Annotated in this window: 25 protein-coding genes and 24 tRNA genes; 34 read left to right on the top strand and 15 right to left on the bottom strand. The window is 36.4% G+C overall.

The features are described from left to right. Positions 1 to 417 precede the first annotated feature (417 nt). The gene (locus QP953_RS06130; RefSeq protein WP_309554298.1) at positions 418 to 1,170 is read right to left on the bottom strand and encodes a toxin-antitoxin system YwqK family antitoxin; all 753 of its coding nucleotides are present in this window, start codon (positions 1,168 to 1,170) and stop codon (positions 418 to 420) included. Positions 1,171 to 1,607: 437 nt separating this feature from the next. Between QP953_RS06130 and QP953_RS06125 the strand changes: the two genes are divergently transcribed. After that, the gene (locus QP953_RS06125; RefSeq protein ID WP_052596594.1) at positions 1,608 to 2,075 is read left to right on the top strand and encodes a hypothetical protein; all 468 of its coding nucleotides are present in this window, start codon (positions 1,608 to 1,610) and stop codon (positions 2,073 to 2,075) included. Positions 2,076 to 2,083: 8 nt separating this feature from the next. Here QP953_RS06125 and queG read toward each other — a convergent pair whose 3' ends face one another. From queG to QP953_RS06110, 3 genes are all read right to left on the bottom strand, one after another. Continuing rightward, positions 2,084 to 3,013 carry a tRNA epoxyqueuosine(34) reductase QueG gene (gene queG / locus QP953_RS06120; protein ID WP_309554297.1) on the bottom strand — a complete coding sequence of 310 codons (930 nt, stop codon included), beginning with the start codon at positions 3,011 to 3,013 and terminating at the stop codon, positions 2,084 to 2,086. A gap of 70 nt (positions 3,014 to 3,083) precedes the next feature. Further along, positions 3,084 to 3,770 (bottom strand): hypothetical protein, encoded by a 687-nt coding sequence (locus tag QP953_RS06115; protein ID WP_309554296.1) that lies wholly within the window; start codon positions 3,768 to 3,770, stop codon positions 3,084 to 3,086. A 188-nt stretch (positions 3,771 to 3,958) separates the two neighbouring features. After that, the gene (locus QP953_RS06110) at positions 3,959 to 4,513 is read right to left on the bottom strand and encodes a DUF1573 domain-containing protein (protein ID WP_309554295.1); all 555 of its coding nucleotides are present in this window, start codon (positions 4,511 to 4,513) and stop codon (positions 3,959 to 3,961) included. 263 nt (positions 4,514 to 4,776) lie between these two features. On the opposite strand from QP953_RS06110, the gene QP953_RS06105 reads away from it, so the two are divergent. The 5 genes from QP953_RS06105 (at position 4,777) to QP953_RS06085 (ending at position 8,470) form a co-directional block, all read left to right on the top strand. Further along, positions 4,777 to 6,603 carry a DNA polymerase III subunit gamma/tau gene (locus QP953_RS06105; protein ID WP_052596587.1) on the top strand — a complete coding sequence of 609 codons (1,827 nt, stop codon included), beginning with the start codon at positions 4,777 to 4,779 and terminating at the stop codon, positions 6,601 to 6,603. A gap of 48 nt (positions 6,604 to 6,651) precedes the next feature. After that, positions 6,652 to 6,792 (top strand): hypothetical protein, encoded by a 141-nt coding sequence (locus QP953_RS06100; protein ID WP_197043835.1) that lies wholly within the window; start codon positions 6,652 to 6,654, stop codon positions 6,790 to 6,792. Positions 6,793 to 6,807: 15 nt separating this feature from the next. Beyond that, positions 6,808 to 7,323 carry a hypothetical protein gene (locus QP953_RS06095; RefSeq protein WP_052596585.1) on the top strand — a complete coding sequence of 172 codons (516 nt, stop codon included), beginning with the start codon at positions 6,808 to 6,810 and terminating at the stop codon, positions 7,321 to 7,323. Positions 7,324 to 7,453: 130 nt separating this feature from the next. Continuing rightward, on the top strand, positions 7,454 to 7,714 hold the full coding sequence (locus QP953_RS06090) for an autorepressor SdpR family transcription factor (protein ID WP_052596582.1): 261 nt from the start codon (positions 7,454 to 7,456) through the stop codon (positions 7,712 to 7,714). Positions 7,715 to 7,786: 72 nt separating this feature from the next. Beyond that, positions 7,787 to 8,470: an SdpI family protein gene (locus tag QP953_RS06085; protein WP_309554294.1), complete on the top strand. Its 684-nt coding sequence runs from the start codon at positions 7,787 to 7,789 to the stop codon at positions 8,468 to 8,470. Between the two features lie 167 nt (positions 8,471 to 8,637). Here the strand turns inward: QP953_RS06085 and QP953_RS06080 are convergent, their stop codons facing one another. Then, positions 8,638 to 9,231 (bottom strand): WG repeat-containing protein, encoded by a 594-nt coding sequence (locus QP953_RS06080; RefSeq protein WP_052596578.1) that lies wholly within the window; start codon positions 9,229 to 9,231, stop codon positions 8,638 to 8,640. A 707-nt stretch (positions 9,232 to 9,938) separates the two neighbouring features. Here QP953_RS06080 and QP953_RS06075 point away from each other — a divergent pair. Then, complete coding sequence (locus tag QP953_RS06075) at positions 9,939 to 10,406, top strand: hypothetical protein (protein ID WP_156039754.1); 468 nt, start codon at positions 9,939 to 9,941, stop codon at positions 10,404 to 10,406. 111 nt (positions 10,407 to 10,517) lie between these two features. On the opposite strand, the gene QP953_RS06070 is transcribed toward QP953_RS06075, so the two are convergent. Genes QP953_RS06070 through QP953_RS06055 form a run of 4 tightly spaced genes read right to left on the bottom strand, consistent with a single transcriptional unit; the run spans position 10,518 to position 14,325 of the window. Further along, the gene (locus tag QP953_RS06070; protein ID WP_309554293.1) at positions 10,518 to 11,237 is read right to left on the bottom strand and encodes a hypothetical protein; all 720 of its coding nucleotides are present in this window, start codon (positions 11,235 to 11,237) and stop codon (positions 10,518 to 10,520) included. A 32-nt stretch (positions 11,238 to 11,269) separates the two neighbouring features. After that, a complete protein-coding gene (locus QP953_RS06065; protein ID WP_309554292.1) occupies positions 11,270 to 12,421 on the bottom strand; it encodes an SAM-dependent methyltransferase in 1,152 nt (383 codons plus the stop codon). 38 nt (positions 12,422 to 12,459) lie between these two features. Then, positions 12,460 to 12,825, bottom strand: coding sequence for a cupin domain-containing protein (locus QP953_RS06060; RefSeq protein ID WP_197043834.1), 366 nt, complete (start codon positions 12,823 to 12,825; stop codon positions 12,460 to 12,462). 12 nt (positions 12,826 to 12,837) lie between these two features. Next, on the bottom strand, positions 12,838 to 14,325 hold the full coding sequence (locus tag QP953_RS06055; protein WP_052596568.1) for a DUF389 domain-containing protein: 1,488 nt from the start codon (positions 14,323 to 14,325) through the stop codon (positions 12,838 to 12,840). Positions 14,326 to 15,341: 1,016 nt separating this feature from the next. Here QP953_RS06055 and QP953_RS06050 point away from each other — a divergent pair. From QP953_RS06050 to QP953_RS05920, 27 genes are all read left to right on the top strand, one after another. Continuing rightward, complete coding sequence (locus QP953_RS06050) at positions 15,342 to 15,542, top strand: hypothetical protein (RefSeq protein ID WP_052596566.1); 201 nt, start codon at positions 15,342 to 15,344, stop codon at positions 15,540 to 15,542. 327 nt (positions 15,543 to 15,869) lie between these two features. After that, positions 15,870 to 15,953: transfer RNA gene (locus QP953_RS06045), tRNA-Tyr, on the top strand. Positions 15,954 to 16,064: 111 nt separating this feature from the next. After that, on the top strand, positions 16,065 to 16,328 hold the full coding sequence (locus QP953_RS06040) for a hypothetical protein (RefSeq protein ID WP_052596560.1): 264 nt from the start codon (positions 16,065 to 16,067) through the stop codon (positions 16,326 to 16,328). 222 nt (positions 16,329 to 16,550) lie between these two features. After that, positions 16,551 to 16,625, top strand: a tRNA-Asp gene (locus QP953_RS06035). 41 nt (positions 16,626 to 16,666) lie between these two features. Continuing rightward, a tRNA-Ile gene (locus QP953_RS06030) sits at positions 16,667 to 16,740 on the top strand. A gap of 91 nt (positions 16,741 to 16,831) precedes the next feature. Next, positions 16,832 to 16,906, top strand: a tRNA-Val gene (locus tag QP953_RS06025). A 7-nt stretch (positions 16,907 to 16,913) separates the two neighbouring features. Next, a tRNA-Ser gene (locus QP953_RS06020) sits at positions 16,914 to 16,985 on the top strand. A gap of 61 nt (positions 16,986 to 17,046) precedes the next feature. Continuing rightward, positions 17,047 to 17,120, top strand: a tRNA-Lys gene (locus QP953_RS06015). Between the two features lie 14 nt (positions 17,121 to 17,134). Further along, positions 17,135 to 17,211: transfer RNA gene (locus QP953_RS06010), tRNA-Asn, on the top strand. Between the two features lie 8 nt (positions 17,212 to 17,219). Then, positions 17,220 to 17,293: transfer RNA gene (locus QP953_RS06005), tRNA-Phe, on the top strand. A gap of 65 nt (positions 17,294 to 17,358) precedes the next feature. Further along, positions 17,359 to 17,431: transfer RNA gene (locus QP953_RS06000), tRNA-Lys, on the top strand. Between the two features lie 11 nt (positions 17,432 to 17,442). Continuing rightward, positions 17,443 to 17,516 (top strand) — tRNA-Thr (locus tag QP953_RS05995). Positions 17,517 to 17,526: 10 nt separating this feature from the next. After that, positions 17,527 to 17,597, top strand: a tRNA-Arg gene (locus QP953_RS05990). Positions 17,598 to 17,778: 181 nt separating this feature from the next. Beyond that, a tRNA-Glu gene (locus tag QP953_RS05985) sits at positions 17,779 to 17,864 on the top strand. A gap of 28 nt (positions 17,865 to 17,892) precedes the next feature. Continuing rightward, positions 17,893 to 17,978 (top strand) — tRNA-His (locus QP953_RS05980). Positions 17,979 to 18,228: 250 nt separating this feature from the next. Beyond that, positions 18,229 to 18,311 (top strand) — tRNA-Ser (locus QP953_RS05975). 14 nt (positions 18,312 to 18,325) lie between these two features. Next, a tRNA-Ser gene (locus tag QP953_RS05970) sits at positions 18,326 to 18,412 on the top strand. 8 nt (positions 18,413 to 18,420) lie between these two features. Beyond that, positions 18,421 to 18,494 (top strand) — tRNA-Trp (locus QP953_RS05965). A gap of 49 nt (positions 18,495 to 18,543) precedes the next feature. Beyond that, a tRNA-Gln gene (locus tag QP953_RS05960) sits at positions 18,544 to 18,617 on the top strand. A 21-nt stretch (positions 18,618 to 18,638) separates the two neighbouring features. Then, positions 18,639 to 18,713, top strand: a tRNA-Pro gene (locus QP953_RS05955). Between the two features lie 216 nt (positions 18,714 to 18,929). After that, a tRNA-Leu gene (locus QP953_RS05950) sits at positions 18,930 to 19,003 on the top strand. 10 nt (positions 19,004 to 19,013) lie between these two features. Next, positions 19,014 to 19,087, top strand: a tRNA-Pro gene (locus QP953_RS05945). 8 nt (positions 19,088 to 19,095) lie between these two features. Beyond that, positions 19,096 to 19,169, top strand: a tRNA-Gly gene (locus QP953_RS05940). 5 nt (positions 19,170 to 19,174) lie between these two features. Next, a tRNA-Leu gene (locus QP953_RS05935) sits at positions 19,175 to 19,247 on the top strand. A gap of 17 nt (positions 19,248 to 19,264) precedes the next feature. Continuing rightward, positions 19,265 to 19,337: transfer RNA gene (locus tag QP953_RS05930), tRNA-Gly, on the top strand. Between the two features lie 54 nt (positions 19,338 to 19,391). Continuing rightward, positions 19,392 to 19,464, top strand: a tRNA-Ala gene (locus QP953_RS05925). A gap of 120 nt (positions 19,465 to 19,584) precedes the next feature. Beyond that, positions 19,585 to 20,634 carry a site-specific integrase gene (locus tag QP953_RS05920; RefSeq protein ID WP_309554291.1) on the top strand — a complete coding sequence of 350 codons (1,050 nt, stop codon included), beginning with the start codon at positions 19,585 to 19,587 and terminating at the stop codon, positions 20,632 to 20,634. 43 nt (positions 20,635 to 20,677) lie between these two features. On the opposite strand, the gene QP953_RS05915 is transcribed toward QP953_RS05920, so the two are convergent. The 6 genes from QP953_RS05915 to QP953_RS05890 form a co-directional block, all read right to left on the bottom strand. Then, positions 20,678 to 21,958, bottom strand: coding sequence for a restriction endonuclease subunit S (locus QP953_RS05915; protein WP_309554290.1), 1,281 nt, complete (start codon positions 21,956 to 21,958; stop codon positions 20,678 to 20,680). Between the two features lie 15 nt (positions 21,959 to 21,973). Continuing rightward, complete coding sequence (locus QP953_RS05910) at positions 21,974 to 23,563, bottom strand: type I restriction-modification system subunit M (RefSeq protein ID WP_309554289.1); 1,590 nt, start codon at positions 23,561 to 23,563, stop codon at positions 21,974 to 21,976. 194 nt (positions 23,564 to 23,757) lie between these two features. Continuing rightward, positions 23,758 to 24,183, bottom strand: a complete 426-nt coding sequence (locus tag QP953_RS05905) for a hypothetical protein (protein WP_309554287.1) — start codon at positions 24,181 to 24,183, stop codon at positions 23,758 to 23,760. 4 nt (positions 24,184 to 24,187) lie between these two features. Continuing rightward, on the bottom strand, positions 24,188 to 24,640 hold the full coding sequence (locus QP953_RS05900) for a hypothetical protein (protein WP_309554286.1): 453 nt from the start codon (positions 24,638 to 24,640) through the stop codon (positions 24,188 to 24,190). A gap of 47 nt (positions 24,641 to 24,687) precedes the next feature. Continuing rightward, entirely contained in the window at positions 24,688 to 25,725 is a 1,038-nt protein-coding gene (locus QP953_RS05895) for a hypothetical protein (protein ID WP_309554285.1), read from the bottom strand. Between the two features lies 1 nt (position 25,726). Next, entirely contained in the window at positions 25,727 to 25,993 is a 267-nt protein-coding gene (locus tag QP953_RS05890; protein ID WP_309554284.1) for a hypothetical protein, read from the bottom strand. Positions 25,994 to 26,107: the final 114 nt, after the last annotated feature.

Here is a 26,107-nt window from a genome sequence, read left to right as displayed (position 1 = left end):
AAACTAATATAAATGTGCTTTTTTATCTTTTTGGTAAAAAAGTAAAAAATCAACGAACTACTACCCTTAACAACAGGATAACAATACTTATTGCCAAAGAGGTTCATTTTTTAATCAATAATAAGGGGTGAATAAATCTAACCATCGCATTATCAACTAAAAGGGACGGTTAAAATTAAATAACTCCAACTAAAAAATGGATTTTTTGACTAAAAACTACGTGATTAGGCTCAAGAATGGAGCACTTTTATTCTTTATAATACAAGATTTTCCACCTTGGTTGTACCAAAGTAAGTCTTTATCTGAAAAATTAGTTAGACGCACATTTTTTGAGTTAATCTAAAAAAAATTGGAGATGAGGACTATATTCTCCCAATCTCCAACTCCTATGCTAGTGTCCTATGTTACCTCAATAGCTTAGGAAGCCGATTGACTTTTGAGAATAGCCTTACACAACTTAGTAGTTGGTTCTAGATCACCATCCTCTATCGTCCAAATGGTACAACATTGCCCCTCTTTGCAAATCATTTTTCTTTCTAGCACTCCATTCTCATCGTATATTTTCAGTAAACCTGTTTCTAGGTTTTCTTGACCGCTTTTGCTAGTGTATTCTCCTTCTGTTTTTATGGTTCCATTTTCGTTGTATTCCTTAAAAATACCCTGTGTTAAACCATCCACGTGCGTCACTTCTTCTTTTAACGCTCCTGTTGGATAATAGGAATTTAAAATTCCTTCAATATTTCCTTGTACATAATTCCCTTGTTGTTTTAATGTTCCATCCTCATAATAATACTTAAACGTACCATCATGGATACCATCCTTGTAGTTTAGTTCTCCATCTATTTGACCACTAGGAAAGTAAATCTTCTCTACTCCTTCTAATTTATTATTTTTGTAGTTACGTTCTGCTAACAATGTAGAAGTAGCAACATCGTATTCTTTATAACTACCATACTTTGCTCCTGTATGTTTGTCTATTTGATACATCATTTTAAGTTTGCCATCCTCGTTATATTCAATCGTATCAATCAACTCCACCTTAACTGTTTCCGTTTCTAAGTTAGTTGTTGCCGCTGTGTCATTTGAAGCATCATCAGTTGTATTTGTTGGCGTACACGCTCCCAAATAAACTAGGAACAGAAATGTACTTATAATTCTAATTGCTTTCATAATTGTGTATTTTATAATTGTTGTGAAATTGGTCATCTTGTTATGCGCAAGGTAATCTACCAAGGCTCTATTATTCAACAGAGCTATCATCATAATTAAGAACAGGTACTTTGTTACATTACTCCGTTGAAAAATCGTATTAGTTTAGCTGCGCTGCTACTTCGTGGTATTGCATGAGTGCTTCGCAGTTGATTATTAGTAAGATGCACTTTCGTCAACCTCTAGACTAAAAGACTGATAATCGAACTAATGCAAGATGCTTTTTTATATTTTTACTTCGTGAGTCTGCGGGTTCGTAGAAAAACTAAAAAATCAACGGAGTATTATTGTTACAAAAATACGTTAAATTACAAAGACCAACAGAAATGGTCTCTTTTTTTCCAATTTTGGATAGATATTTGAAGTACAGAAAATAACAAATTAGATCATTTATTTTTATGTCAACAACCTTTCACTTATTTACAGCCCTGCTTTTTTGCATTCTTAGTACATCAGCCATACAAGCACAAAACTTTGTTTTTGTCGATGACGATATTCCAGACGCCACCATGACTGTTCGAATAGCCAATAAAGTAACTTTTCCCGATATCAAAGTTGTCTTAGCCAGAGACATTCCCTTTGAAGATTTTTCGGTAGGTATCACGCCATTTAAACGTCAAGCCAACTATATTATTACCAAAGAAGCAGCTGATGCCCAACGACTGGTCAAAGTGGATAATTGTGATAACTTTCCAGACCTAAGCATTCTGGTTCAAGAAAAAATTCCCTTTCCTGATGTACGCATCGAATTTAGAGACAATAATGCGTTTGTTGATATTTTGATTTATACAGAAAAAACAACTGTATCAGAACAAGAAATAATTGCCTGTTTGTTGCCTTTGATTCGAGAAAAAGCACAAAAATAAGCAAGAGTTTACTCTTCGTCCTTCAAGAAATTAATATTTCGTACCAACCCCGAAAACTTGGTTCGTTTGACCGCTGACTTTTGAAATACCTTTCGAAAAACATCCTCTGTAATTTCTTCCCAATCTTGTTTGGTCATGGACAACAAATCGGGATGTGGTTCAAAAGCAGGCTCTGTATGTTGTTGGGCAAATCGATTCCAAGGGCAAACTTGTTGACAAACATCACAACCAAACATCCAATTATCAAATTTGCCACGCATATCAACAGGCAATTCTTCCTTTAGCTCAATGGTAAAATAAGAGATGCACTTGCTACCATCTACCCAATACCCATCGGGATGAATGGCATCTGTGGGGCAAGCATCAATACAACGTGTACAACGACCACAATAATCTTTGATAGGCCCATCTTCTTCTAATTCTAAATCAATAATTAACTCCGCCAAGAAAAAATAAGAGCCTTGCCCTTTTGTGATCAACAACGTATTTTTGCCAACCCAACCAGCACCGCTATGTTTTGCCCAATCTCGTTCCAAAACAGGAGCCGAATCCACAAAACAACGCCCTTCTACAGCGCCAATTTCTTCGTGGATATATTCCATTAGATGACGCAATTTTTGTTTAATAATCTTATGATAATCTTTGCCATAAGCATATTGTGAGATTTTTGGGGCAGTCGGATCTGTTTGTGTTTCGGTTTGATGATAGTTGTACAATAAAGTAACAACCGTTTTGGCTCCCTCTACCAATTTTCGGGGGTCTATTCTTTTTTCGAAATGGTTCGCCATATAATGCATTTTCCCATGCATTCCTTGATTCAGCCATTGCTCCAACCGCTTTGCTTCTTGGGTTAATTCTCTAGCTTTGGATACTCCAACAAAAGAAAATCCCAATTCATACGCTTTCTCTTTGACGATATGTGTATTTGTCTTTTTCACGAATGTAAAAATAGGATAATAGAAACAAATTCTATTATCCTAAACAAACCTAAATTTTTTTGAGGAACAATTATTTTTCCACGGGGGCTCCACAACTACTACATTTTAGCGCATCATGCGCATTCATACTCCCACAATAAGCACATTTTATAGCCTTTTCCGTCGTTTCTTGTGTCAAAATAGAATCTGCTGTCGCCTCTGCCTCTGATTGCTTCTCTTTGACCGTTGCCATCACTTTTTTGACACGCTTAGTAGCTGATTCTAATTCTTTAGACGCACCACTTACAATAGCATTGGCAGCTTCAACAGTAGCAGCCGTACCATTTTTGAGGATTTTCTCTGCTTTGCCCAAAGAAAAATCAGCTTCTCTACAAGCCGTTGCCAAAGCTTGACTATCTGCTTGATCGACTCCACCAGCCTGTGTTGCCTCCGTTACAAGATCCTTTAAAGCTTCCATTTTCTCTGGCATCTTATTCAATTCTACAACAAATAGAGGTCGAGCTGTTTTATTAGCGATTCTCATTGCTTCTATTTGTTTTTCTTCGCTACTAATTTGAGTAGCCGCTTCCCATTTTAGTTTAGCAGCCTCCAAGGCTTCTTTTAAGGCAGGTTTAAACCCTGGATACTTAGCACTCAAGGTGTTGATTGTTTCTTGGGATGCCTCCCATCGTTTGGTCTCCGTTTCGGGAGTTGCTTTGCCACATGAGGCAACCAAAAAGAAAGCAATTAATCCAGTTAGTAAAGTTGTTATTTTCATAGTTTGAAAGTTTTATAAAATCTTATAAAAGAGTTAACCCTATAGCATCATTTTTCTATGACTAACAACAAGTTACAAATATACTAGCAAACTTCAAATGATTAGGATGTATCAGTCATCACTTCGTAAAAACCACGCAGTAGCAGCATAGCTAACTACTAATTCATAGGTATTGCCCCCTAAAAGAATTACTCCTCCAAAACAACCCCTTTTAACGACAACACATCTCCTTGAGGGTTGGCATTGCTATAAACTGTGATGGTTGTAAACTGAGGACCTTTTTTTCCTTTACTGTCAAAACGTGCTTTAATAGTACTTTCTTCTTGGGGTGCTATATCCAAAAAAGGATAGCTTCCTATCGTGCAACCGCAAGAGCCTTTTACATCCTTAATAGCCAGCGGACGTTCTCCTACATTTTTAAACTTGAAGCTATATTCAACTATTTCGCCTTGTTGAATGGTGTCATAGGTATAAGAAGTCGTTTCGAATTTAATTTTAGCAGGCTCTCTCGTTGGGCGCACCATTTTTCGTACCTTCTTAATCGTATCTAACGATATGGTATCGGTACTCACCGTATCCATAACGGGAGGAAGTGTTGGCGTTTGAATCGTCTCTATCGTATCGTCAGACAAGGTTGCTGTCGTTGTTGTTCCCTTATCAGAAGACGAGGAGTTCTCACAAGCAGTTAGCAACAAAAAAACACCTATGTATAAGAAGCAAGTGAAATAGAAAGATTGTTTCATGTATCTGGATTTATATGAACACACCTGATAAATGGAGTAAATGCTACAAGATTGGGGTGTCTAGTGTAATAATGGATTATACAAAACAAAGAGGGAAGATACAAGAAAAGAAACGAAATCCATATTATAGCAATCTGCTAATCAAAAAAAATTATCACTTAAACTACTATTATAACAGCTTTCTAAGTTCAAGATCTTTAAATACCTTCGGCTAATTCAATTCAAAACTTGGAACTCATCAATCAGATTAGTATATTTGTAGCATGAGTAATTTCGTAGTATCCGCAAGAAAATATAGACCCATTCGTTTTGACAATGTTGTTGGACAACAACACGTTTCACAAACACTTAAGAATGCCATTCAGAGCAATCATCTGGCACAGGCATTTTTGTTTTGTGGCCCTCGAGGTGTGGGAAAAACGACCTGTGCTCGTATTTTGGCAAAAGTACTCAATTGCCAAACACCTACCAACGACATGGAACCTTGCGATACCTGCGAATCTTGCGAATCGTTTAATCAAAATGCCTCTCTAAACATCTCTGAGTTAGATGCCGCTTCTAACAATAGTGTTGAGCATATTCGTGCGCTTATTGAGCAAGTTCGTTTCGCCCCTCAAAGTGGTCGGTATAAAATCTATATCATAGATGAGGTGCACATGCTTTCGCAACAAGCTTTTAATGCTTTTTTGAAAACTTTGGAAGAACCCCCTTCTTATGCCATTTTCATCCTAGCAACAACTGAAAAACACAAAATTATACCAACCATTTTGTCTCGATGCCAAATCTTTGATTTTAATCGAATTCAAGTTGCTGACATGACCAATCACTTGCAAAAGATTTGTAAAGAAGAAGGAATTGAAGCCGAAGAAGAGGCACTACACGTTATTGCGCAAAAAGCAGATGGAGCGTTAAGAGATGCTTTATCTATTTTTGATAGAATTGTAAGCTTTTCGGGCAACAACATAGTCTATCAAGATGTTATCGAAAATCTCAATATCCTAGACTATGACTATTATTTTAAAGTCGTAGAGGCCATATTGATAGAAGATGCCAGTCAGTTACTATTGCTTTTTGACCAAATTTCTAGAAAAGGTTTTGATGGGGATATTTTTATTAATGGTTTATCAGAACATTTGCGTAATTTATTAGTTTGTAAAGACCCTAGAACAATAGAACTATTAGAAGTTAGTGGCAATATAAAAGAGCGTTATCAACAACAAGCCAACCTAGCTCCTACTGCTTTAATACTATCCGCATTAAGCCTAGCAAACGATTGTGATGTTAATTATAAAATGTCTCGTAATCATCGTCTTCATGTTGAAATGACTTTGATCAAAATGGCTTACATTCAACGTGCGATGGAGCCTAGAGCCATTCAAACGGTAACTACTCCCTCTGAAAAAAAAACACTAGACGATAGTAAAATGGTAGCAGTTCAAGAAGTTGTGCCTAATTATCAACCAGAACCTATTGAGCAAGAAGTCAATGAAACGCCCATTGCCTCTCTCAAAAATACCACGACTACAGAGACAGAAGAGGCTAAAGCAGAACTAAAATCAGATAATGAACCTGCTGTTGATGCGACAAAATCAACAACATCCAATAATTTTGCAGAAAAATTGGCTTTAAAAAAAGGAAGCAATTTTTTGTCGAAGGTATTGAACGAGGTGAAAGAAGAATACCACAAACCTCAAGAGGCTGCCATGCCTTTTACACAAGAAAATTTGGAAAAAATCTGGGAAAGTTATTGGTCAAAAATTGAATCTCAATCCACTCAGATTTTGTTCAAAACAGCAAAATTATCTATTTTAGATGCAGAACTAGGAACTATTAAAGTGCTTACGGCTGGAAACCGAGCCAAAGATGCCATTTTTAGAGATCGTCCTGTTCGCCAATTGCTGATTCAAACGTTTCAAAAAAAGGAGTTGAGTTTTGAAGTAGAAATTGACGCAACAAAAATAGAAGCTCCAAAACCTCAAAAAGTGATCCCACAAACAGATCGAGATAAGTATGTGCACTTTTTAAAATTGAATCCTGTTTTAAAAGATTTTCAAAAACGTTTTCAACTCTTGCCTCCTAAAAGCAGTTAATTCATAAATTTTCAAATTAGTCGCAAAACCTAATATACTCAAGTAGCCATGGATAACAAGAACATAAAACTAGAACTCAATTTTGATGAAGTCAATATCATTCTAAAAGCATTGGGTAACCTTCCTTTCAATGAAGTATATGATTTAATTGGCAAGATACACGAACAAGCCAATGCGCAAGCCAAATAATTTCTAGCTTTTCTAGTGAATCAACTTTTTGAAATATCAGACGATGCCAGCTTTTTAGGTCTTATCAATACAGATTTATACGATTCTTTTATTGATGAAGATTGGGAGTTTGAAGACGTTGAGATGCGTATTATTCGCGAATCTCAAAAAGGGCACCTGTTGTTTTGGGGCACTAGTGTTCCCAATCTATGGACAGTGCGTATTTGCGATCAAGCAACCGCAAACCATGCATTCAAAACATTTCGAGGAAAAATTAAAGTCAGCAATTCTAAACTATATCTCATTAACTACGAATCCATTACTTTGGCAGCTCAATTTGAAGATGAAACGCTACCCGATTCTGACTTAGCAGCATTACACGTCAAGTTAGAAAACGGTATTTATAATGTTGACGTTCGGCAATTATTTAATCCTAACCAAGACTTAATAGAAGATGAAATGCTTGGTTTTGAGATTATTCTACAAAAAAGTACCGAAAAGCCTTCTCCTTTGCTCAATTCCTTTGATGAACTAATTTGGTCTAATTATTAGACTATTTCTCAACCACACAATAGCAATGTAGCTTATAAGCGATGATTAAAATAACGCATCTAAGCAAAACTTTTTTCTACTTTTCTCGTTTAACAATTAGACATTTATCTAAATAACTAATCAAAATTCAATGAATAACCTTTTTAAAGCTCTAAATGACTCTACTAGGCGCCAAATTCTAGAATTATTAAAAGAAAAAGATTTAACAGCAGGAGAAATTGCAGCACACTTCAATATCTCCAAACCTAGTATTTCACATCATTTAGATCTACTAAAAAGAGCCGACCTAGTCATTGGAATTCGCCAAGGTCAATTTATTTCCTACTCTTTAAACATGAGTGTTTTTGAAGAGGTCATTCAGTGGTTGATGCAGTTTAAAGATAACAAATAACAGACCTCCCCTACTTATTATTTTAGCAACGATTAAAAGTTAGCCTGTAATATCACCAATCCTATTAAAATTATGAAAAATACACCATCCAACCATCCCGCTAGTTTACCTAAAGAGCTTTTATTATTACTAATAACAGTAGCTCCTATTATCTATCTATTTATAATATGGAACGATTTGCCAGAGCAAGTTCCCATGCACTGGAATTTTGAAGGAGAGATAGATCGTTATGGTTCTAAATCTTCGTTGGGTTGGATTGTTTTGTTAATTAATCTACCGATTTACTTACTCCTACTTTTCTTGCCTAAAATTACTGCAAAAGAAGCAAGTATCACAAAGATGGGCAAAAAATACTATCGATTACGACTTACACTACAATTGTTTTTATCGGCACTAGTATTTGCTATTTTACTAGTAAGCTCTGGCAACACAGAAATACCTATTGAGCGGCTTCTAGGGTACTGCTTTATATTTTTCATGCTATTGTTTGGCAATTACATGGGGAGCATTCGCCAAAACCACTTTATGGGTATCCGTACTCCTTGGACATTAGAAAATGAAGAAGTATGGAAAAAAACACATCAACTAGGAGGACGTTTATGGATTGGCGCAGCTCTTATTGGATTTATTCTACTTTTCTTTTTGCCTAATAACTGGGCGTTGATGAGTGTTGTTGCCTTGATGGTTATCCCTCTTATTTTTGCTGCTATCTATTCCTTTGTCTTATTCAAACAGTTAAACAATACAGCTTTATAAATTAGCAGCAACTCAACTAACTATTGTAAAATAAGAAAGGGCGATTAGCTCGGTTCTTGCTAATCGCCCACTTACGTTGGTTATGATTCGTTGGTAAAAATCCAGTATAATATTTTTTAGTAGTTAGCTGTGCTACTACTGCCTGTTTTCAACAAACTATGGAGTCCTTAAGAAGCTGTTACAAAAGCTTCATCAATATTCTTCTTAGCATTAAATGGCTTCCAAGTCTCGTTTTTTTGTACCCAGATACGACCATCTTGGTCTACTTTTACAGCATCAAAAGCTGTTGGAACAACCTCAAACCCTTGCTCATTCAACAATCCCCATTTTCCATCTTTGAATACAGCAGCCAAACCATCGTTAAAACCACCTACCCACTCGTAACGCAAAGGAGTTAATTTTTTGCCTTGCTTGTTAACAAACGTCCATTTTCCATGTTTCTTTACAGCAGCATAACCGCCGTTGTACAAATGGATCTCGTCATAAATTGGTTGACAAATTTCGTAACCTTGTTTGTTTACCAATCCGTATTTATTTTCTAGCTTGATAATAGCAGCTCCTTCTTGGTATTCGCTAATAATTGTAGCACCAGTATTTGTAAACACAGCATTTTCTACCTGTTCGGTTTTGGTAGCTGCTACATAAGCTGCTTCCAAGGTTTCAGTATTGTAAGCAACTAGTTGCGCTTGCGTGTTCATAGCTAAAAGAACCAAAGCCATGATTACCATAAAGTTTCTTAAGCTTTTGATTGACCCTTTCATAATTTTAGTGTTGTTTAAAGTTAAAATTTATATTTTTAATAAAAAATTATTTTCAAAATAATTATAGTCACAATAAAAATTAATTATCAGTTATAATCTATGTGACATAAAGAACAATGCCATTCTACATGAATAAAGTTCCTGATTTTAAAAGCAATCGACTAGTGTCTATTTTTAATCGATGAAATTTATTTTTTTCTGCTTCTTAACATTAACTTAAAGAAGTCTTCTGAAAATTTTTAGTCGAATAATACAGCTTAACAATTGCTATTCATCTTCTTATAAATTCAAGTACCAAATTCTATTTGGAGGCTTTTATTTTTTCAATGTAATAATTGTTTTCTATCCAAATATGCCTTCTTAATATCTCTTTTTTTGTAGAAAAAGCAAAACAATTAAGTGGGAACAAAAACAACTTATATACTTAACTATGCCACAAAATTAAACTATTATTTTAAGAAGTCAAGATTTTTAATGTTAAAACAAAATTAAATTCTGAAATACTTTAATTAACATCCATAAATATGCCCTCTGATACACCCAAAATAATTTGGACTTGTTTTCTCTCTATAATTCTTTGTATCTTTATCATTGTCATTTACCATTGAAGTACTTCGAATCAGTCTATTATGCAAAATTTTAATTGCTCCATTTTATTTTTACTTTTTTTTACTTTTTTCATTTTTAGTAGTTGCAAAAACCGAGTGGTGGATCAATTACGCCCTGAAACTGTTGCATTTTTAACCGACCAAGAGCAGGCTCGGTGTAGTTGTTTGGATACTTATGGAGCAGAATTCTTAAAAAAAATCAATAAAGGAATTTTATATATCAATAAACTTCCCAAGGAATATGATTTAAAAAATTTATCTACTTCTGAGTTGTATCAGATCAAAATTAAATTGGCTGGTTTTATGAGTATTGTTCAAACAGTATCCAAATGTATTGGTGAGCGGACAACCAACCAAATTGATCAGTTTACAGGCATGTTTATACAAGAGGATTTGAAAGTGGTCTTAGAGATTGATAGCACCTTATCCGAACAGGAACAGTTAGAACGCATGAATCGCCCTAGTATCGAGCTACTAGATGAATTCTGTCCTCAACATACTGAAGCGGTTTTAAAATTGCAAGAACTAATCAATGCAGCCCAAATACTTCCCCCTGGTTTGCAATAAGGATCATAAAGTAATCAACAAAAAAGGCTCATTCTTAAGCACACCTTATAAAATCAGCATGCTTAGGAATGAGCCTTTCGTATTTGACCACCCTTCAAATAAGCTAGAAAGCTATTTTTTCCAGATACCATCTCTCTCGGTATCGATACTCCCCCCTTCATAACCACAGACACCAAATCGTGGAGAGTTGACAATAGGCATTTCTCCATAATCTTCAAAATCGCTGCATTTTTGAGCATGCTTCTTTTTGCAAGAATCACAAAATACCGTTTCATCTTCATGCCACATTGTACAGGTAACTGTTGCTGGCTGTTTTTCGCAAAGCTCACACAAAATTGGCAATGGTTCATTGCGGCTTAACAACAGAATTTTATCCTTATTTTCTACGAAATACTCATTCATAACCTGAATTTCAAGATAGGTTGTTGAACCAAAATCATATTCGTACTCTAGTTTCAGACCTTTCCTAAATAAACCTCCGATTTTAGTACGCTTATCAAGCCCATATTCATAGTCATCTTCCATTGATGACCATATATCTTCTGGCATTTTACGTTTTCCTTTTATTTGAAAAGAGCTTAAATGCCCACAACATTCTACCCAAATTTGCCTTAAAAAGGAATCTAAATCGTCCAATAATGCCGCCTCATGAATCAATAAATGCAAAAAGTAATTTTGCTCTCCTACTACTTTTACATGAAAAGATTTATGCTTGTTTTTTTGTTCCTCTTCAAGCTTCTCCAAATGAGTTTTTAAATGCCTAGAAATTCCGCCACCCGCAAACAACTTATCACAATAAAAACATTTTGCTTTTGATTTTAATTTGTTCATAATTTTCTACCATTAAGAATGACTAAATACAACTACCCCAGCAACTTCTCTAAATAATGCATTTTGATACCAAACTGCTCTTTGAGATCAGCAACTTGGTTCAATCGCTCTTGTCGAAGTTCTATATCAATTTGACGTTGTTTGACAGCTGTAATCATCAGATTTTTAGCTGTATGCTCTGAAGATATAAACTCAAATACCTTGGTTTGATAACCATTTGCTTCTAGCAATAAAGCCCGAATTCCATCTGTTAGGATTTCAGCTTGTCGCTCTTCTAGGATACCATTTTTAAGAATGGAATGCAAAATATTTTGGCTGCTCATTGCTTTACGAATCTGTTTGTGGCAACAAGGAGCGACCACAATTAACGCTGCATTGGCTTGAATACCTTTGGCTATTGCAATATCGGTTGCAATATCACAAGCGTGCAAAGCAATCAACACATCTATTTTATCATTGTCATATTCAAAAATATCTTGGGCTACAAAATCAATGTGTTTCCACCCCAAGGCTTTTGCCTGTTGATTGCAAAAATCTGTCAAATGCTCCCGAAGTTCAATCCCAACCATTTTGGGTGGTTTCCCCTGTTGTCGTTGAATATAATCGTACAAAGCGAACGTCAAGTAGCCTTTTCCGCAACCCATATCTACTATATGAGCCTGTTCCGGCACATTGGATTGCTCCAACAAAGCATCCATTATTTCTATGTACTTATTGATTTGACGATACTTATCTTGGTGAGCTTTTAATACTTTGCCATTCGCAGCAACTCCCAAACGTTCCAAAAAAGGATTACTCTCCTCTATCGAATAATTTTTCTGTTTGTTGTGGCTTCTTTTTGGCAATTGACGAGTAGTTGGTTGACGACGTTGCAGGCGTACTTTTCGTTTTTTATTGAATTGGATAACAACATCTTCTTTAATAGTCAACAAAGTACCTGTTAAAAAATCTTTGCCTAGGTGTTGGTCCAAAATATCGACAGCCTCATCTAGCGAATAATTCTTAACAATATCTTGTGTATGATAACGATAAGTAAAAGACAAATAAAAGCCCTCTTTCAGATCTACTCGACGGACATAGATGTTTTTTAAATCGGCTGATTTAGGCACAGATTTACTCAATGTAATTTTAGCAAATTCTTCTTGCGCAATACTCTTTCTTACTGCTTCTAAAAATTCTTCCACAATATTTTTTTATAATTCAAAATAACAGCAAAAAACAACTAAATTTCGTCTAAATCGGAAACCGTCAATTCATTCTGCTGATTTCCTGTATTTAAGGTTGTTGCAGGTTCAAATAACAAAATACTAACTTCCTCTGGAGCGTACGGCTTGTGTGGCACTCCTTTTGGTATGATAACAAATTCACCTTGATTCAATTCTATGGTTTGATCTTCCAACTCGATAAAAAGTTTTCCATCAATAACATAAAATAGTTCATCTTCTTGCTCGTGATGATGCATGACAAATTCACCTTTCAGTTTTGCCACTTTGACCAATTGATTGTTGAGAGCACCTACTATTTTAGGCGACCAATGCTCTTGAAAGCTATCCAATTTGGATTGAAGACTGACTTTTTTTATGTCCATTAGAATAATGAATTAGTAAATAATAACAGAAATCGTATCTAACTTCATCCGTGTTTGGAAGAAATTGGCAATGCGCTCTTTTTGCTCGCTTCTCATCCTTCTTCCCTCCCAATTGATCACAACAGTAGGTAAAGTATCTAGTGTTCTAGATTCGGTATTCATTTTAATCAATTCGTTGTAAGAAATTTCGACAGCATCTGGATATAAAGTCGAAAACTCTAATGCAATATCATTTACAGGCTTAGTCGTTCGTTTGCTCTGAATTTGATATTTGGACAGCTCTCCCTCCAAAAATTTAATGCGTTCCGTTTTATTCTTGAGAACAATTTCATTGTCTTCGTACAGTTTCTTTAACATACCAGAATATTCCTCTCGAATAGTTGTAAATTTAGATTGAAGACTCTGTACTTCTGCCAACAACACTTCTACATCAAGATTGCCTTCTCTGAATATTAATTTAGCATAGCCCAATCCTACCTCATTCATTTCATGTAGTAAATTATCCTTATCGCTTTCTCGAATTCCACCCGATGTAATTAGGATAATTGCAGGAGTATCTCGTCTATAATCTGTTTTCTGGTCAACGATAACTCCTTTTTCCAAGTGATAATCTTCCACCTTACGCTCAAACAAAGCCGCCTTACTATTAAATAACTCTCGTTGTACCAAATTGTACCCTGTCCAAAGACTAGGTATAATTGTAAAGACAACAATTATTACTAAAATCATTTTATAACGCTGCTCTCTAACAGGATCTAAAAACTCTTTTTTGGGAAATTGAAGGGCTCGAACAAAAATAAGAGAAGTCCCTGCAATAAATACAGAGTTGATAAAAAACAGATAAAATGCACCGCCTGCGTATGCCCACTGTCCTGTGGCGATCCCATAACCAACCGTACACAAAGGAGGCATCAAAGCTGTTGCAATGGCTACTCCTGGTATTGCATTTCCTCGGTCAAAACGAGAGCTAGCAACAATCCCAATGGCACCACCGCATATAGCAATCATAACATCATAGAATGTAGGATATGTTCTTGCCTCCAACTGATCTGTTAACGACTTAATTGGCGAAACAGAAAAATAAACTACTGCGGATAAAATCGATCCCACAATAAAAATCACTAAGTTCTGTAAAGCATACTTTAAAGTATCAAAATCATTTGTTGCTAAGGCATATCCAATCCCGACAATTGGTCCCATTAATGGAGAAATTAACATGGCACCAATTACAACAGCACCTGAATTCATGTTTAGACCTATTGAAGCTATAAATGCTGCAAAAATTAGCCCCCACAAATTACCTCCCTTAAATTCGATGCTCTTTCGGATACTTTCAATTGTTCCTGCTTCGTCTGTATCCAAATGCAAACTAAACAGTTCTTTTAACTCATGAACACCTCTAGAAATCAATTTAGAAATTGTTGAATTACCTATAGCGATATCGTCTGGTTGAGACGATAGAGGTTTATTTTTATTATTTGAAGTATTCTTTTCTTCCATTGCTTATTTACCTTATAATATTGGGGGTTCTTATTTTATTCGGGTACCTTGTATCAAAGATAAAGAGGTTTTTGTTTTTTTTTATTAAAATCTTCTAAAACTACACGATACGACTTGATTAGACAATATAAGTAATCATTCAGAAAAAATTATATGCCATTCAGCTATTTAAAACAATATTGTTCTAATAAATCTTCTCCCATGCGCTTTTTAATACTAATCAGTATATTTGAATGTATCTCATTACTGCTCGTTGCTTATAGCATACAACTTCATTACTCTCCCCTCCTCTCCAACTCCTTTTATCATTATAATGATACTTTAAGAATTGTGATGGATATCTTATTATTATTAACAATTTTCATACGCTTAAAAGATTTAGTTCTTAACAAAAGCCACCTTACCTTATCTTATAAAAGCCCTCTATTTCATTTATTGGCATACATCACTACAACAGCTTTAGACATCTATTACTATCTGATTTGGTGGTTATTTGGAAAAGTCTTTTTTCCACTTTTGGTGATATACTTTTTCCCTATTCTTATCCTAATCATTAGGATAATTTATATAAAGCAATATTCAAGCACTCAAATACACACTGATGACATCTTAGATAATAACATTTCTTGACAAATTAACGCTTTATTCAAAAGTCCCTCTAGTTAAAACACCTTAAAGACTGAAAAATCCCTGATCCCAAAACCATTCAACAAAAAAGAAGGCTATTATTTTCTCAAAAAATGAACTTTAATCCGTTTTTTTATTTTTTTTCAAAAAAAACTTCACTTACAAACAAAACCACAAACCATTACAAATCAAACTATTAAAACTCAACTCCAAATAAAACTCTAAAAAAAAGTAAATTTTTTTTTCAGCTTAAGGAACTATAACGCCTTCCGTAAAGTTATATACCTCGAACGGCGCAATGAAAGCACAACAAAAAAACATTGCCTACCTAAATTAAACCATAAATAAACTACAATTTAGGTCATCAAAAACAAACTAAAATAATAATAATGGTATTCATTCAATCACATATTCGTCCAACCAATGCCCCGATGCTTCCAAGCATTTTAGGCAGTTGGGATGCCTCGAAAGCAGTCATAGATTGCCAAGAGAAGGGACTAGGGTATGGTGAGAATGCCCAACTAGTTCATAGTTCAGATTTTAGTTCTTTTGATAATTATAGATTACACCTTCACTACGAGCGCTCCTAAGCTCAATGACTTAAAAAGTTCGTAGTGTTGCGCAAATAGCAAACTACGGATTCACTAAGTTCAATTTACTTTCAGTACAAGTTTGGAATTCTGTTATCCTTGTTATTTGCAAAACAAATAAGTGTAAACTTATTATTCTTTGACATTATAATATAGGTATAACAAAAGAATGAATGGATAGAACTCTTTCTATACGATTGCCTAGTTCGACGATTCTATTGTTCAAAATGCGTTGACTGTTTTATAATAAAAACTAAATCTTATAAACGTAAAGCTGTCTTTATCAGCAACAAACAAAAAGTCCAAACTCTGGCAAACAAATAATAAGGGGAGATATCCAAGCGGCTCAAAGGAGCCTGACTGTAAATCAGGCGTTTAATTACTTCGGGGGTTCGAATCCCTCTCGCCCCACTAATAAAACTCTATAAGTTTCATCCGCTTCATAGATATTTATTAGAAACGTCAAAATAACCTAAGAACCAGAATAATTGCCTGTCAATTATTCTCTAAAACCATCAGATTATGAGAACACTATTTGTAACTTCAGTATCGATTGTAACAACAATTATGCTAGCCAATTTACAAAAACGAGTCTTAGACACTCGCATTAGTGAGCGCAATGACGCTATCGAGATGGAGCTAAGCAAAGAAGGCTTGACTCTGCCGAGTCAAAAAAGTGGGCAAATGCCTATAGGTAACGCTAGATTTGGAGGCCAAGATTGCCCCAATGCTACCTTAAGTTTTTGGCAACTAGCAGCCTTCAACAATAACATACATCAACTATAATTCTCTCCTTTAGTAGTATTGAATTCGTAGTTGAACCAAGGTGGACTTACAACTGCGAATAATGCTATTTTTATTCTCTTCCAGAATTAACTTACTTCATTCGCAATTGTACTCCACAACGGCACGAACCCGAAGGGGGAATACCTTTGATGGTATTCAGTGAAGTGAACCGCAAAGCGGGCTTGTTATACTCTTATTTTTACATTCGTTTTTATTTTTTACGATGGTGTGGCGCAACGGTAGCGCAGAGGATTGTCTATCCTAAGGTTGCGAGTTCGAATCTCGTCTCCATCGCCAAAATTGGTTGCTAAAATTAATAACACAATAAAGCACCATATAGAGATGTAGCTTAGTTGGTTAAAGCGTTTGACTGATACTCAAAAGATCATAGGTTCAAGTCCTATCATTTCTACAAAAAGACTTTATAGATGAATACCAAACTGAAAAATCATTTTTATCAGCATAAAATTCTATTGCCTAAAATAAAGTATTCATAAAAAAAAGGAAGTGTAGCTCAGTTGGTTTAGAGCACTTGGTTTACACCCAAGAAGTCATAGGTTCGAATCCTATCATTTCCACTCAAATGACGCTATAGCTCAATGGCAAGAGCACCTCCAGAAAAGGAGAAGGCACTTAGTTCGATTCTAAGTAGTGTCACTAGCTCGTTCACTGTCCAATCGATCATTTGATCTAGATACAACGAGGAACATTAGGAAACAAACCGGTAGCTTAGTTGGCTAAAGCATCTGATTTTTAATCAGAGGAGCGTGGGTTCAAATCCCTCTCGGTTTACTTTACAAAACTACGGATTGGTAGCTCAGTTGGTTAGAGCGTCTGACTGTTAATCAGAAAGTCGTAGGTTCGAGCCCTACCCAGTCCGCCACAATAAACGGTATTATAGCTCAGTTGGTAAGAGCGCTGGTCTGAAAAACCAGAGGTCCTTAGTTCAAGTCTAAGTAATACCACTAGTTCGTTCAATTTCAACAGCTCCTGTTAGGGGCTAAGTATACAACGAGGAACACTTAGAAACAAACCGGTAGCTTAGTTGGCAAAGCATCTGACTTTTAATCAGAGGAGCGTGGGTTCGAGTCCCACTCGGTTTACTTTTATATCTGCCGATATAGCTCAGCTGGCTAGAGCAGTTGATTTGTAATCAACAGGTCGTGGGTTCAAGTCCCTCTATCGGCTCTATACAAACAAAGATGTAGCTCAATGGATTAGAGCTTCCCGCTTCTAACGGGATGGTTGTAGGTTCAAATCCTACCATCTTCACAAAAAAAGAAATAATGAACAACATACAACTTTATTCAAGCAGTTTTTCAAATAGTAGGAATAATTATGTCGTTTTGAGGCAAGTTTTATTTGAACAGAAATGAATCATTCAAAACATATAACCTGAAGTAAATCATTACGCATTCGACATAATCCAACTCATTAAGATTTTTAAATTGGTGGTGTATGCAAGTGGTCAAAGCAGCTAGGCTTTCAACCTAGTCCAAGTTATTGAGTTCGCGGGTTCGAATCCCGTCGCCACTACGACGAATGCTAGTAATTCTCCAGAATGGTATCTGTGTGCGAGAGGCTTAAGCAAGTAGATTGTGACTCTACTGGACAATATGTCCGTCGCAGGTTCGAATCCTGTCAGATGCCCTATTCTGAGTAAGTTTTTAAGAAAACTTACCTCCAAACAAGTGCTACTATTGCTGTCTTGGAGAAACACAAGGAGTAGACATAAGGATTAACCATTAATCCAAATCAGAAAAAGTTCTATGATCGAAAGCGATTGACAATCGCTTGTTGTAACACTAAAATGCAACTAAAAATTGGGGTTCTTTTCATAAGAATAGTCTTCCAAGATAATTTTAGATGTTACAACGGACAGGCTGTTTGCCTGTTTTATGGAGGATTGGCCGAGTGGCAAGGCACTTCCCTGCTAAGGATAGGTTTCCTTATGGAACACAGGTTCGATTCCTGTATCCTCCGCTACAAAACAAACTGGAAAGACAAGCCAATAGGTGGTGGCCACAGTCTTGAAAACTGTTCGGAGTTAACGACTCGTGTGGGTTCGATTCCCACTCTTTCCGCAAAAACTAGGGGTATAGCTCAATCTGGTAGAGCACTGGTCTCCAAAACCAAAGGTTGTAGGTTCAAATCCTGCTGCCCCTGCAATGTGATGATCTAAAACAAGTTTAGATTAAACCATAAAACCAATTATTCAGGTATAGCTCAATTGGCTAGAGCACTGGACTTTGACTCCAGAGGTTGTAGGTTCAAGTCCTACTGCCTGATCTTTACTTTGTAATTAAATTTACGGGAGTAGCTTAACAAGGCAAAAGCGCTAGGTTTGGGACTTAGAAGATGCAGGTTCGACCCCTGTCACCCGTACAAATAGGATGTTTGAAAACAAAATAGACGTATAATGATAACTATCAGACCTTGATTTTGAGACAAGCTCAAAAATCGTTCGACTTATAGGTATACATTCAATTGTTTAAACTTCAAATTTCAGATAACCTTTTACTTTTTTTGCCGCTTTGCGGTGCACTCTCTTCAAGGTCTACTAGACCTTGATTTTGAGGCAAGTTCAAAAATCGTTCGTTTACCTTCATAGCCCAAATGGAAGAGGCAATAGGCTTAGACCCTATACAGTGTGAGTTCGATTCTCACTGAAGGTACCCAATATTTACGGGAGTAGCTTAACAAGGCAAAAGCACTAGGTTTGGGACTTAGGAGATGCAGGTTCAACCCTGTCACCCGTACAATTTTAGCAAGTATGGCCTAATTGGCTAAGGCATCTGGTTGCCAATCAGAAGATTGTGAGTTCGAACCTCACTACTTGCTCTACTACTCTAGTAGCCCAATGGAAGAGGCAAACGGCTTAAACCCGTTGTAGTATAGGTTCGAATCCTATCTAGAGTACAACACATAGACTAACAGCAAGTGTGGTCCAATGGCTAGGGCACCTGGTTTCCACCCAGAAGATTGTGAGTTCGAGTCTCATCACTTGCTCTAAATAAGAGGCTGTAGATTCAAAACCTACTCAGTCACTAAAGGCACTTATTCGGGGAAGTAGCTCAATTGGCGGAGCATCTCGTTTGCAACGAGAAGGATGCGGGTTCGACTCCCGCCTTTTCCACAAAAACTTTTAAATTACTAATTATCAACAATTAACAAATTAAAATGATACATAATATATAAATTTAGAGTATCTTTCGCCTTTCGTTCAGCCTAGACCTATTTGTACAAAAACTAAACAATGATTAAAAATAGTTTGCCTCAATTATACACTGCTAATAATTCACTAACTGCTCGATGGTTTGTTTACTATTATAATGACCAAGGCAAACGAATTAAAAAATATGGTGACATCAATAAATTCAAAACGCTACAAGCTAGAAAGGTTGCAGCTAGGAAATTGATGGATCAATTAGAGAGCGTCCATTTACAAAAAGTCAATAGAGGAATTATCCAAAAAATACTGGAGGAATTAGAAAGCAGGAAGCCAATATGGAGACCTAAAACTTATAGTTGCAAAAAATCCAAGATTCGTATTTTTACCAATTGGATGCAAAATAAAAAGTGGAATGAGGAAAGTGTTTATCAATTCTTCTTTGAACACCTAACCAAAGAAAAAAGATTATCTCCTAATACATACAACGACTATATACAGTGCATTACTCAAGCACTTAGTTGGTGTGATCAACAGCATCTATTAGATGCAATTGAAACTCGAAAAGCTTCTCCTACTCCAGCCACATACTTTACCCAGAGCCAAATAACATTTCTAAGTAATGCCATAAAAAATAAGAATCCTAATTTGTGGTTTTTTGTGCAGTTTGTGTATTACTGTTTCCTTCGACCTCGTGCAGAGCTTCGGTTGCTCAAGGTGGGAGATATTATCATTGAGGAACAAAAAATTCTTGTCCCTTCTAACATATCCAAAAATAAAAAGCAACAATACGTTGCGATCCCTAACGCTTTTTTTCCTACTGTCAAGCAAAAACTAAAAAACCGTACTCCTAACGAATATTTATTTCCTGGTACGCATTATTTGGCTCCTACTGGTATGAATACTTTTGGGCGGCAACACCGACTAATTTTAAAAGAATTGGGTTTTGATACTACTCGCTATAAGTTGTACTCCTGGAAGCATACGGGCGCTGTTGCTGCAGTAAAGGCTGGCATTCATATTAAACAACTACAAATTCAATTACGCCATCATTCCTTGGATCAGGTGGACGAATATTTGAGACAATTGGGTGTCTCTGATTTGGGGGATCTGAGGGATAAGTTTCCTAGTATTTAAAATGCAAAAAGCTCCAAGGGAAAATTAACCCTTGGAGTTTTTTTTATACAAATAGTTGCTGTAACAAGCCTTTTTTGAATTGTTGGGCTTGCTTTACTTTTATTTGATTTTGTTTGATTTTTTCATCTATACTATTCAAAAAATCAGCTATTCTAAGTTGCTCTTTGTTTGATGGTAAAGGAATTTTTATACTAGAAAAATTATCATAAAAAAGATACTGCCTAACACCTCCTTCTACATTTCTAAGAACTCCTTTATTAAAATCAAATGTATCTAGGAATTTAAGTAGATAAGCATCTTCCAAGTTCTCTTTTGTTTTAAAACAAACATAAAGTGAACTAATAATAACGTTATCCAACTCTCCACTAAACCCTATAGACCCAACATTAATTCTTGCAGGGTTATAAGCAAAGGTTCCTTTCTTGATTATTTTATACAAGCTAATATCATAACCTCTATCATTACTATCCATTCCCTCAAACTGCTCAGACTGAGGCAAGAAACCTTCTTGGTTATTAATTGAATATATAGGGTATTGAATATTCTCTTTGTTTTTCTTACCTACTTTATAAGTCAATTTACCTAATTTAATGTATTCCCAATCCGCAAACGCCTCCCCATTATCATCCTTAAAGCGAATTTGCTGACTAAAAATCTGCTGCATTACGCCTTTTTTGTAGTCCTCCAAGAGGCTTACTTTTTGGCGGAGCTGTTCGATTTTTTTGTCTACCGAGGATAGGAAGTTGGCTATTTTTTGTTGTTCGGGGAGGGTGGGGATAGTTAATAATACATTAACTACTCTCTTAGTCGAAAGTCCTAATACTTTTGTTCCTTGAGCTATTGTCATTATCTGTTTTCTAATAGCCCAAGATTGCATTAGATAACCTCCAAAACCAGATGCTAAATCACGTTTATTGGGTCTAGCCAAAAATGTATGAAGTCCTGCTATTACACGTTCTTTATTTAGATTTATAATCTCGATAGATTTCCCTATATCTGCATAATCTTCAGAAGCATCAGCAATAACTAAATCTTTTTCCTTACAATAATTATCACTAGCTATTTTACTAATATTTATATCTTCATTAACAAAGGGAACAAGTTCTTTTTCTATATCAAACATTGTTTGAAACTTGGTATGAATATCACCATAATGAATATTCTTAACTATCCCTTTTTCATAATTTAGATTATCTCTAGAAAATGAATTGGTGGAATAAAATGTATAAATATTTCCATATTTTATATCCTCCCACTCCCCCTCAAACTCCGAAAACCTCAAAGCAGGCACCAATTTCTTCTTTTTATCATCCATTATTACCATAATAATCCCAGTAGTTTAGAAAGGCGCATCAATGCCCAATTGTTGACAAAAATCCGCAATGACGGCATCCGTTGCTTCCATCTCCGACTCTAAGCTTTTTAGCTCTTGAGCCACCGCCTTTAAGTCCACCGCTTCCTCCTCCTCAAAGGTATCCACATAACGAGGAATATTGAGGTTGTAATCGTTCTCTTTGACCTCTTCCAAGCTCGCTATATAGCTGTATTTGTCGATAACGGTACGCTCTCTATAAGTGGTAATAATTTTATGAATGTCCTCCGAGCGCAAGAAGTTTTGCGTTTTGGCTTTGTCAAATTCTTGACTGGCATCTATAAACAAGATGGTATCAGAATGCTCCCGTTGCTTCTTAAAGACCAAAATACATGTCGGAATGGAGGTACCATAAAAGATATTGGCAGGCAAGCCAATCACCGCATCCAAGTAATTGCAAGTTTCAATCAAATGTTGACGAATCAAGCCCTCCGCTGCACCACGAAACAACACCCCGTGTGGCAAAACAATCGCCATCGTGCCAGCTTCATCCAAATGATGAATCATGTGTTGCACAAAGGCAAAATCTGCCTTGGATTTAGGGGCTAATTTGCCATAAGCAGAAAAACGGTCGTCGTTGTTGTGCAAAGGATTTGCCGACCACTTGGCAGAAAAAGGAGGATTCGCCACAATAGCTTCCGCTTTTAAGTTCGGGTGTTGTGGTTTCTCTAGGGTATCTTCTTGCTTGATGTCAAACTTACTATAATGAACATCGTGCATGATCATATTCATACGAGCCAAATTGTAGGTCGTACGGTTCATTTCTTGCCCATAAAAGGTAGAAACTTGTTGTACTTCTTTGGCAACTCGCAACAACAAAGACCCAGAGCCACAAGTGGGATCGTAAACCGATTTCAATTTTGTTTTGTTGGTGGTCACAATCTTAGCTAAGACCATAGACACCTGTTGGGGCGTATAAAATTCCCCTGCCTTCTTCCCTGCTCCACTCGCAAACTGCCCAATCAAATATTCGTAGGCATCGCCCAACACATCGGCTTCGGTATCTTCTAACTTAAAATCAATTTTATCCAAATGCGCCAAGACTTTTGCCACCAAGGCATTTTTGTCCTTTTCCGTGCGCCCTAATTTAGTCGAGGTCAAATCCAAATCTTCAAACAATTGTTCAAAATCGTCCTCGCTCCCTGCACCCATCGTGCTCTGCTCGATACTCTTCAAAATATCGGTCAAATCTTGCAAAATAAAGTTGCTTTGAGCTTCGGCATTTTCATCTTCTGCTTGAGCAGCGCCACGTAGTGCCACTTGATGAAACAATTCGCTAGGTTTTAAGAAAAAACCCAAGGTTTCCACCGCTTCTGTTCTAATGGCCGTCAAATATTCTTCTCCTTCTGCAGATGCTTCGTCTATCTGTGTATATTCTTCGATGTCCTCCCCTGCCAACAAGCGATTGGCGTACAAGTGCATTTTTTCAGATAGGTATTTGTAAAAAATAAAGCCTAAGATATAGTCTCTAAATTCATCTGCATTCATTTTCCCTCTTAGGGTGTTGGCAATATTCCAAAGTTGTTGCTCCAGCTGTTTTTTGTGTTCTTCTGACATTATTTGTGTTTAGTCCTTACAATCTTCAATTCAATATTGAGGAAACTACTAAATAAAGTCATATTACCCGAAACTTTATACAAAAAAGTTTCAAACTTTCTTTGATAAAGTTTGAAACTTTGCATAAAAAAAAGCCACTTCTAAAATAGAAGCAGCTTTTTAAACAATTATAAATCTAAATCAGCAAAACAAAGTCAATACTTTTTATCCGATTGATGCTCTCCAGGAACATCAAAACGAGTTTGTTCCAAGTAAGTCTCCCAAATTCGCTGTTCTTGCTTTTTTTGGTAAAAACTAAGCGTTAGCGGCTTGCACTTTGCAATGTAGTTGTATGGAGGTTTAAACCGCATTTTTAAGACCGTTTCTATTGGCCCCAAACGAGAATTGGATAAGATAGACTCAAATTTTAAGATCCTTCTATCCAAATGCTCCAGTAAGCCGCCCTTTTGAAACAAGCGCAAAACCGCTTTGTATATATTTTTAGACTTGCCAACATAAATTACGGTCTCTTTATCTCGAATTAAAAACACACCAGCGGTGTCTCTGTATCTGCCCAATTGTCGGGAAACAAGTGGCGGATGAACGGTCAAGGGCTTGAAACTGTTTTTTTCTTGGCTCATTGGTCTACAATTTTAATTCTTCAACAAATACTTGAATACTGATCTTTTCGCTCTTACGGGCATTTACTTGATACAGCTCCAAGCTTTTATTTAGGTTATAGCGAATCAGTAAATAGTTATCCTTTAACATGGATACCAAGAGCTGCTCCAGGTTCTCCCCTCCTAGTTGCTTCATGATTGGATCTTTGATTGCTGGAGGAACTACTTTCATTTGAAGCTCGAACATTTCGGTAAACAAGCCCCCAGCATCAAAAGCCGTTAGCTCTTTTGCTTGAGGGTCGATTACTTGAGCGATCAGTTGTTGACCATCTACTTTAAATAGCATGGATAACTTATATTCAGATAGGTTATTTTCTTGTGCGACCTCTCCCAAAATCAAAGCACATTGATTCATTAAGTCCTGTTCTAAGAAAGGAGCTTTTGCTTTTAGGTGATTTTCTAAGACTGTTTTAAACATGATGATGATTATTTTTTGTGTGGTTTAGATAATTGTGTTTTTCTCTTTTACTCTTCGTACAAAACTGCTCGTATTTCTGCATTGGTTTTTCCTGCTTCTAGTAGTTCTAAAACCATAGCACTTGGAAACTCATTTGCCAAATCAACATTCGCATACGTTCCATCACTCAAATGGCGATACGTTCCCTTTGCATGGCGATCAAACAAGCGGCGTTTTTCCTGGTATTCCTTGCACTGGGTATAATCTGTTGCTTGCTCCTCCTCTAGTGTTTCATTAAAAGCAGCGGCTTCTGTTCCTGCAGCTGGCTCTTGGTAATCTCTCACTTGGTTGCCTGTTGGTTTGGGAACAATTGTTTTTTTCTTGGCGGTAATCATTTTCACTCGCTCCAATCCTGCCAAACTTAGCGATGGCAACAACCACATACCTACGGCTAATAAAAAAGTTTGAGTGGGAGTTGGTGGTTTCAACCCGATTTCCTGTACATAGGTTTTAGTCGCTTCAATCAAGGCTTTTTTTGCCTTTTGATCCGATGCAAACAAAGCCGCCTCTTTGCCACTAATTGCGGCACAAAGTTGTGCTTTAGAATTGTCTAAATAATCCATGACCATTTCTCCAATGCTTGCCAAAGTCTCCAAACTTTTGGTACTCGCTCCTGTACTTTTTTCTACTTGCTCATCCACCGTGGTATCTCCTGGATCGTAAATCATATCCAACAAGGGATCGGGACTTTCTTTTATAAAAGGCTCCTCCTCAAGTGGTGAATTATCGTCCTCCCAATCTTCTGGAAAATCATCTTCCCATTCGTTTTTTTCCTCTGTTTCTACATCATTTTTGAGCGCTGTTTCTACATTTTTTGAAACGTTGTTTGAGCTTTGTTTCTCCTCTGTTTCTAGACTGTCTGATTTGACTGTTTTTCTTTGTTTTTGAGCAGTAGAGGCTGTTTCTACCCCTGTTTGAGATATTGTTTGAGTTTCTGTTTGAGAGGCTGTTTGAATCTTTGTTTGAGCAGCTGTTTCTCGCTGCTTTTTTCGGGCGGCTTCTTCCCTCAATCCTGCCTGTACTAATTCTATAATAGGATCCTTCATTTTAGAGTTTTGTGATTTGGTTATAAATGCTTTTCAGTTCAATAATTAGGGTTGTCATAGTTGCATAATCGACTTCATTTTGGGGGCTACTTTCGGGCATATCATCCAATAGCCAATCCTCCTCATCAGGAAACAAACCACTATTGAGAATTTTTTCGGCTTGTTGCTGGTGGGTCTTCATGCGCTGCTCTAGGAGTTGCAACACTTTCATTTTTTCGATAAGTTGGGGGCGGTCGCTCTTGGCATGACCTGTGACATTTTCTGACATAATTAAACATTGATTTGATGTGTGTAAGATTAGATTAAAATCAATGTCCTATTTATCGGATGGTCTACTGTGGGAAGTTTTATCTCTGATTGGGCAATAAAAAAACAGGAAGCA

Origin of the sequence: Aureispira sp. CCB-E (genome assembly GCF_031326345.1) — a bacterium.
Classification (GTDB): domain Bacteria; phylum Bacteroidota; class Bacteroidia; order Chitinophagales; family Saprospiraceae; genus Aureispira.
The sequence above is the reverse complement of the archived record's forward strand: the minus strand, read 5'-3'. Positions and strand labels throughout refer to the sequence as shown.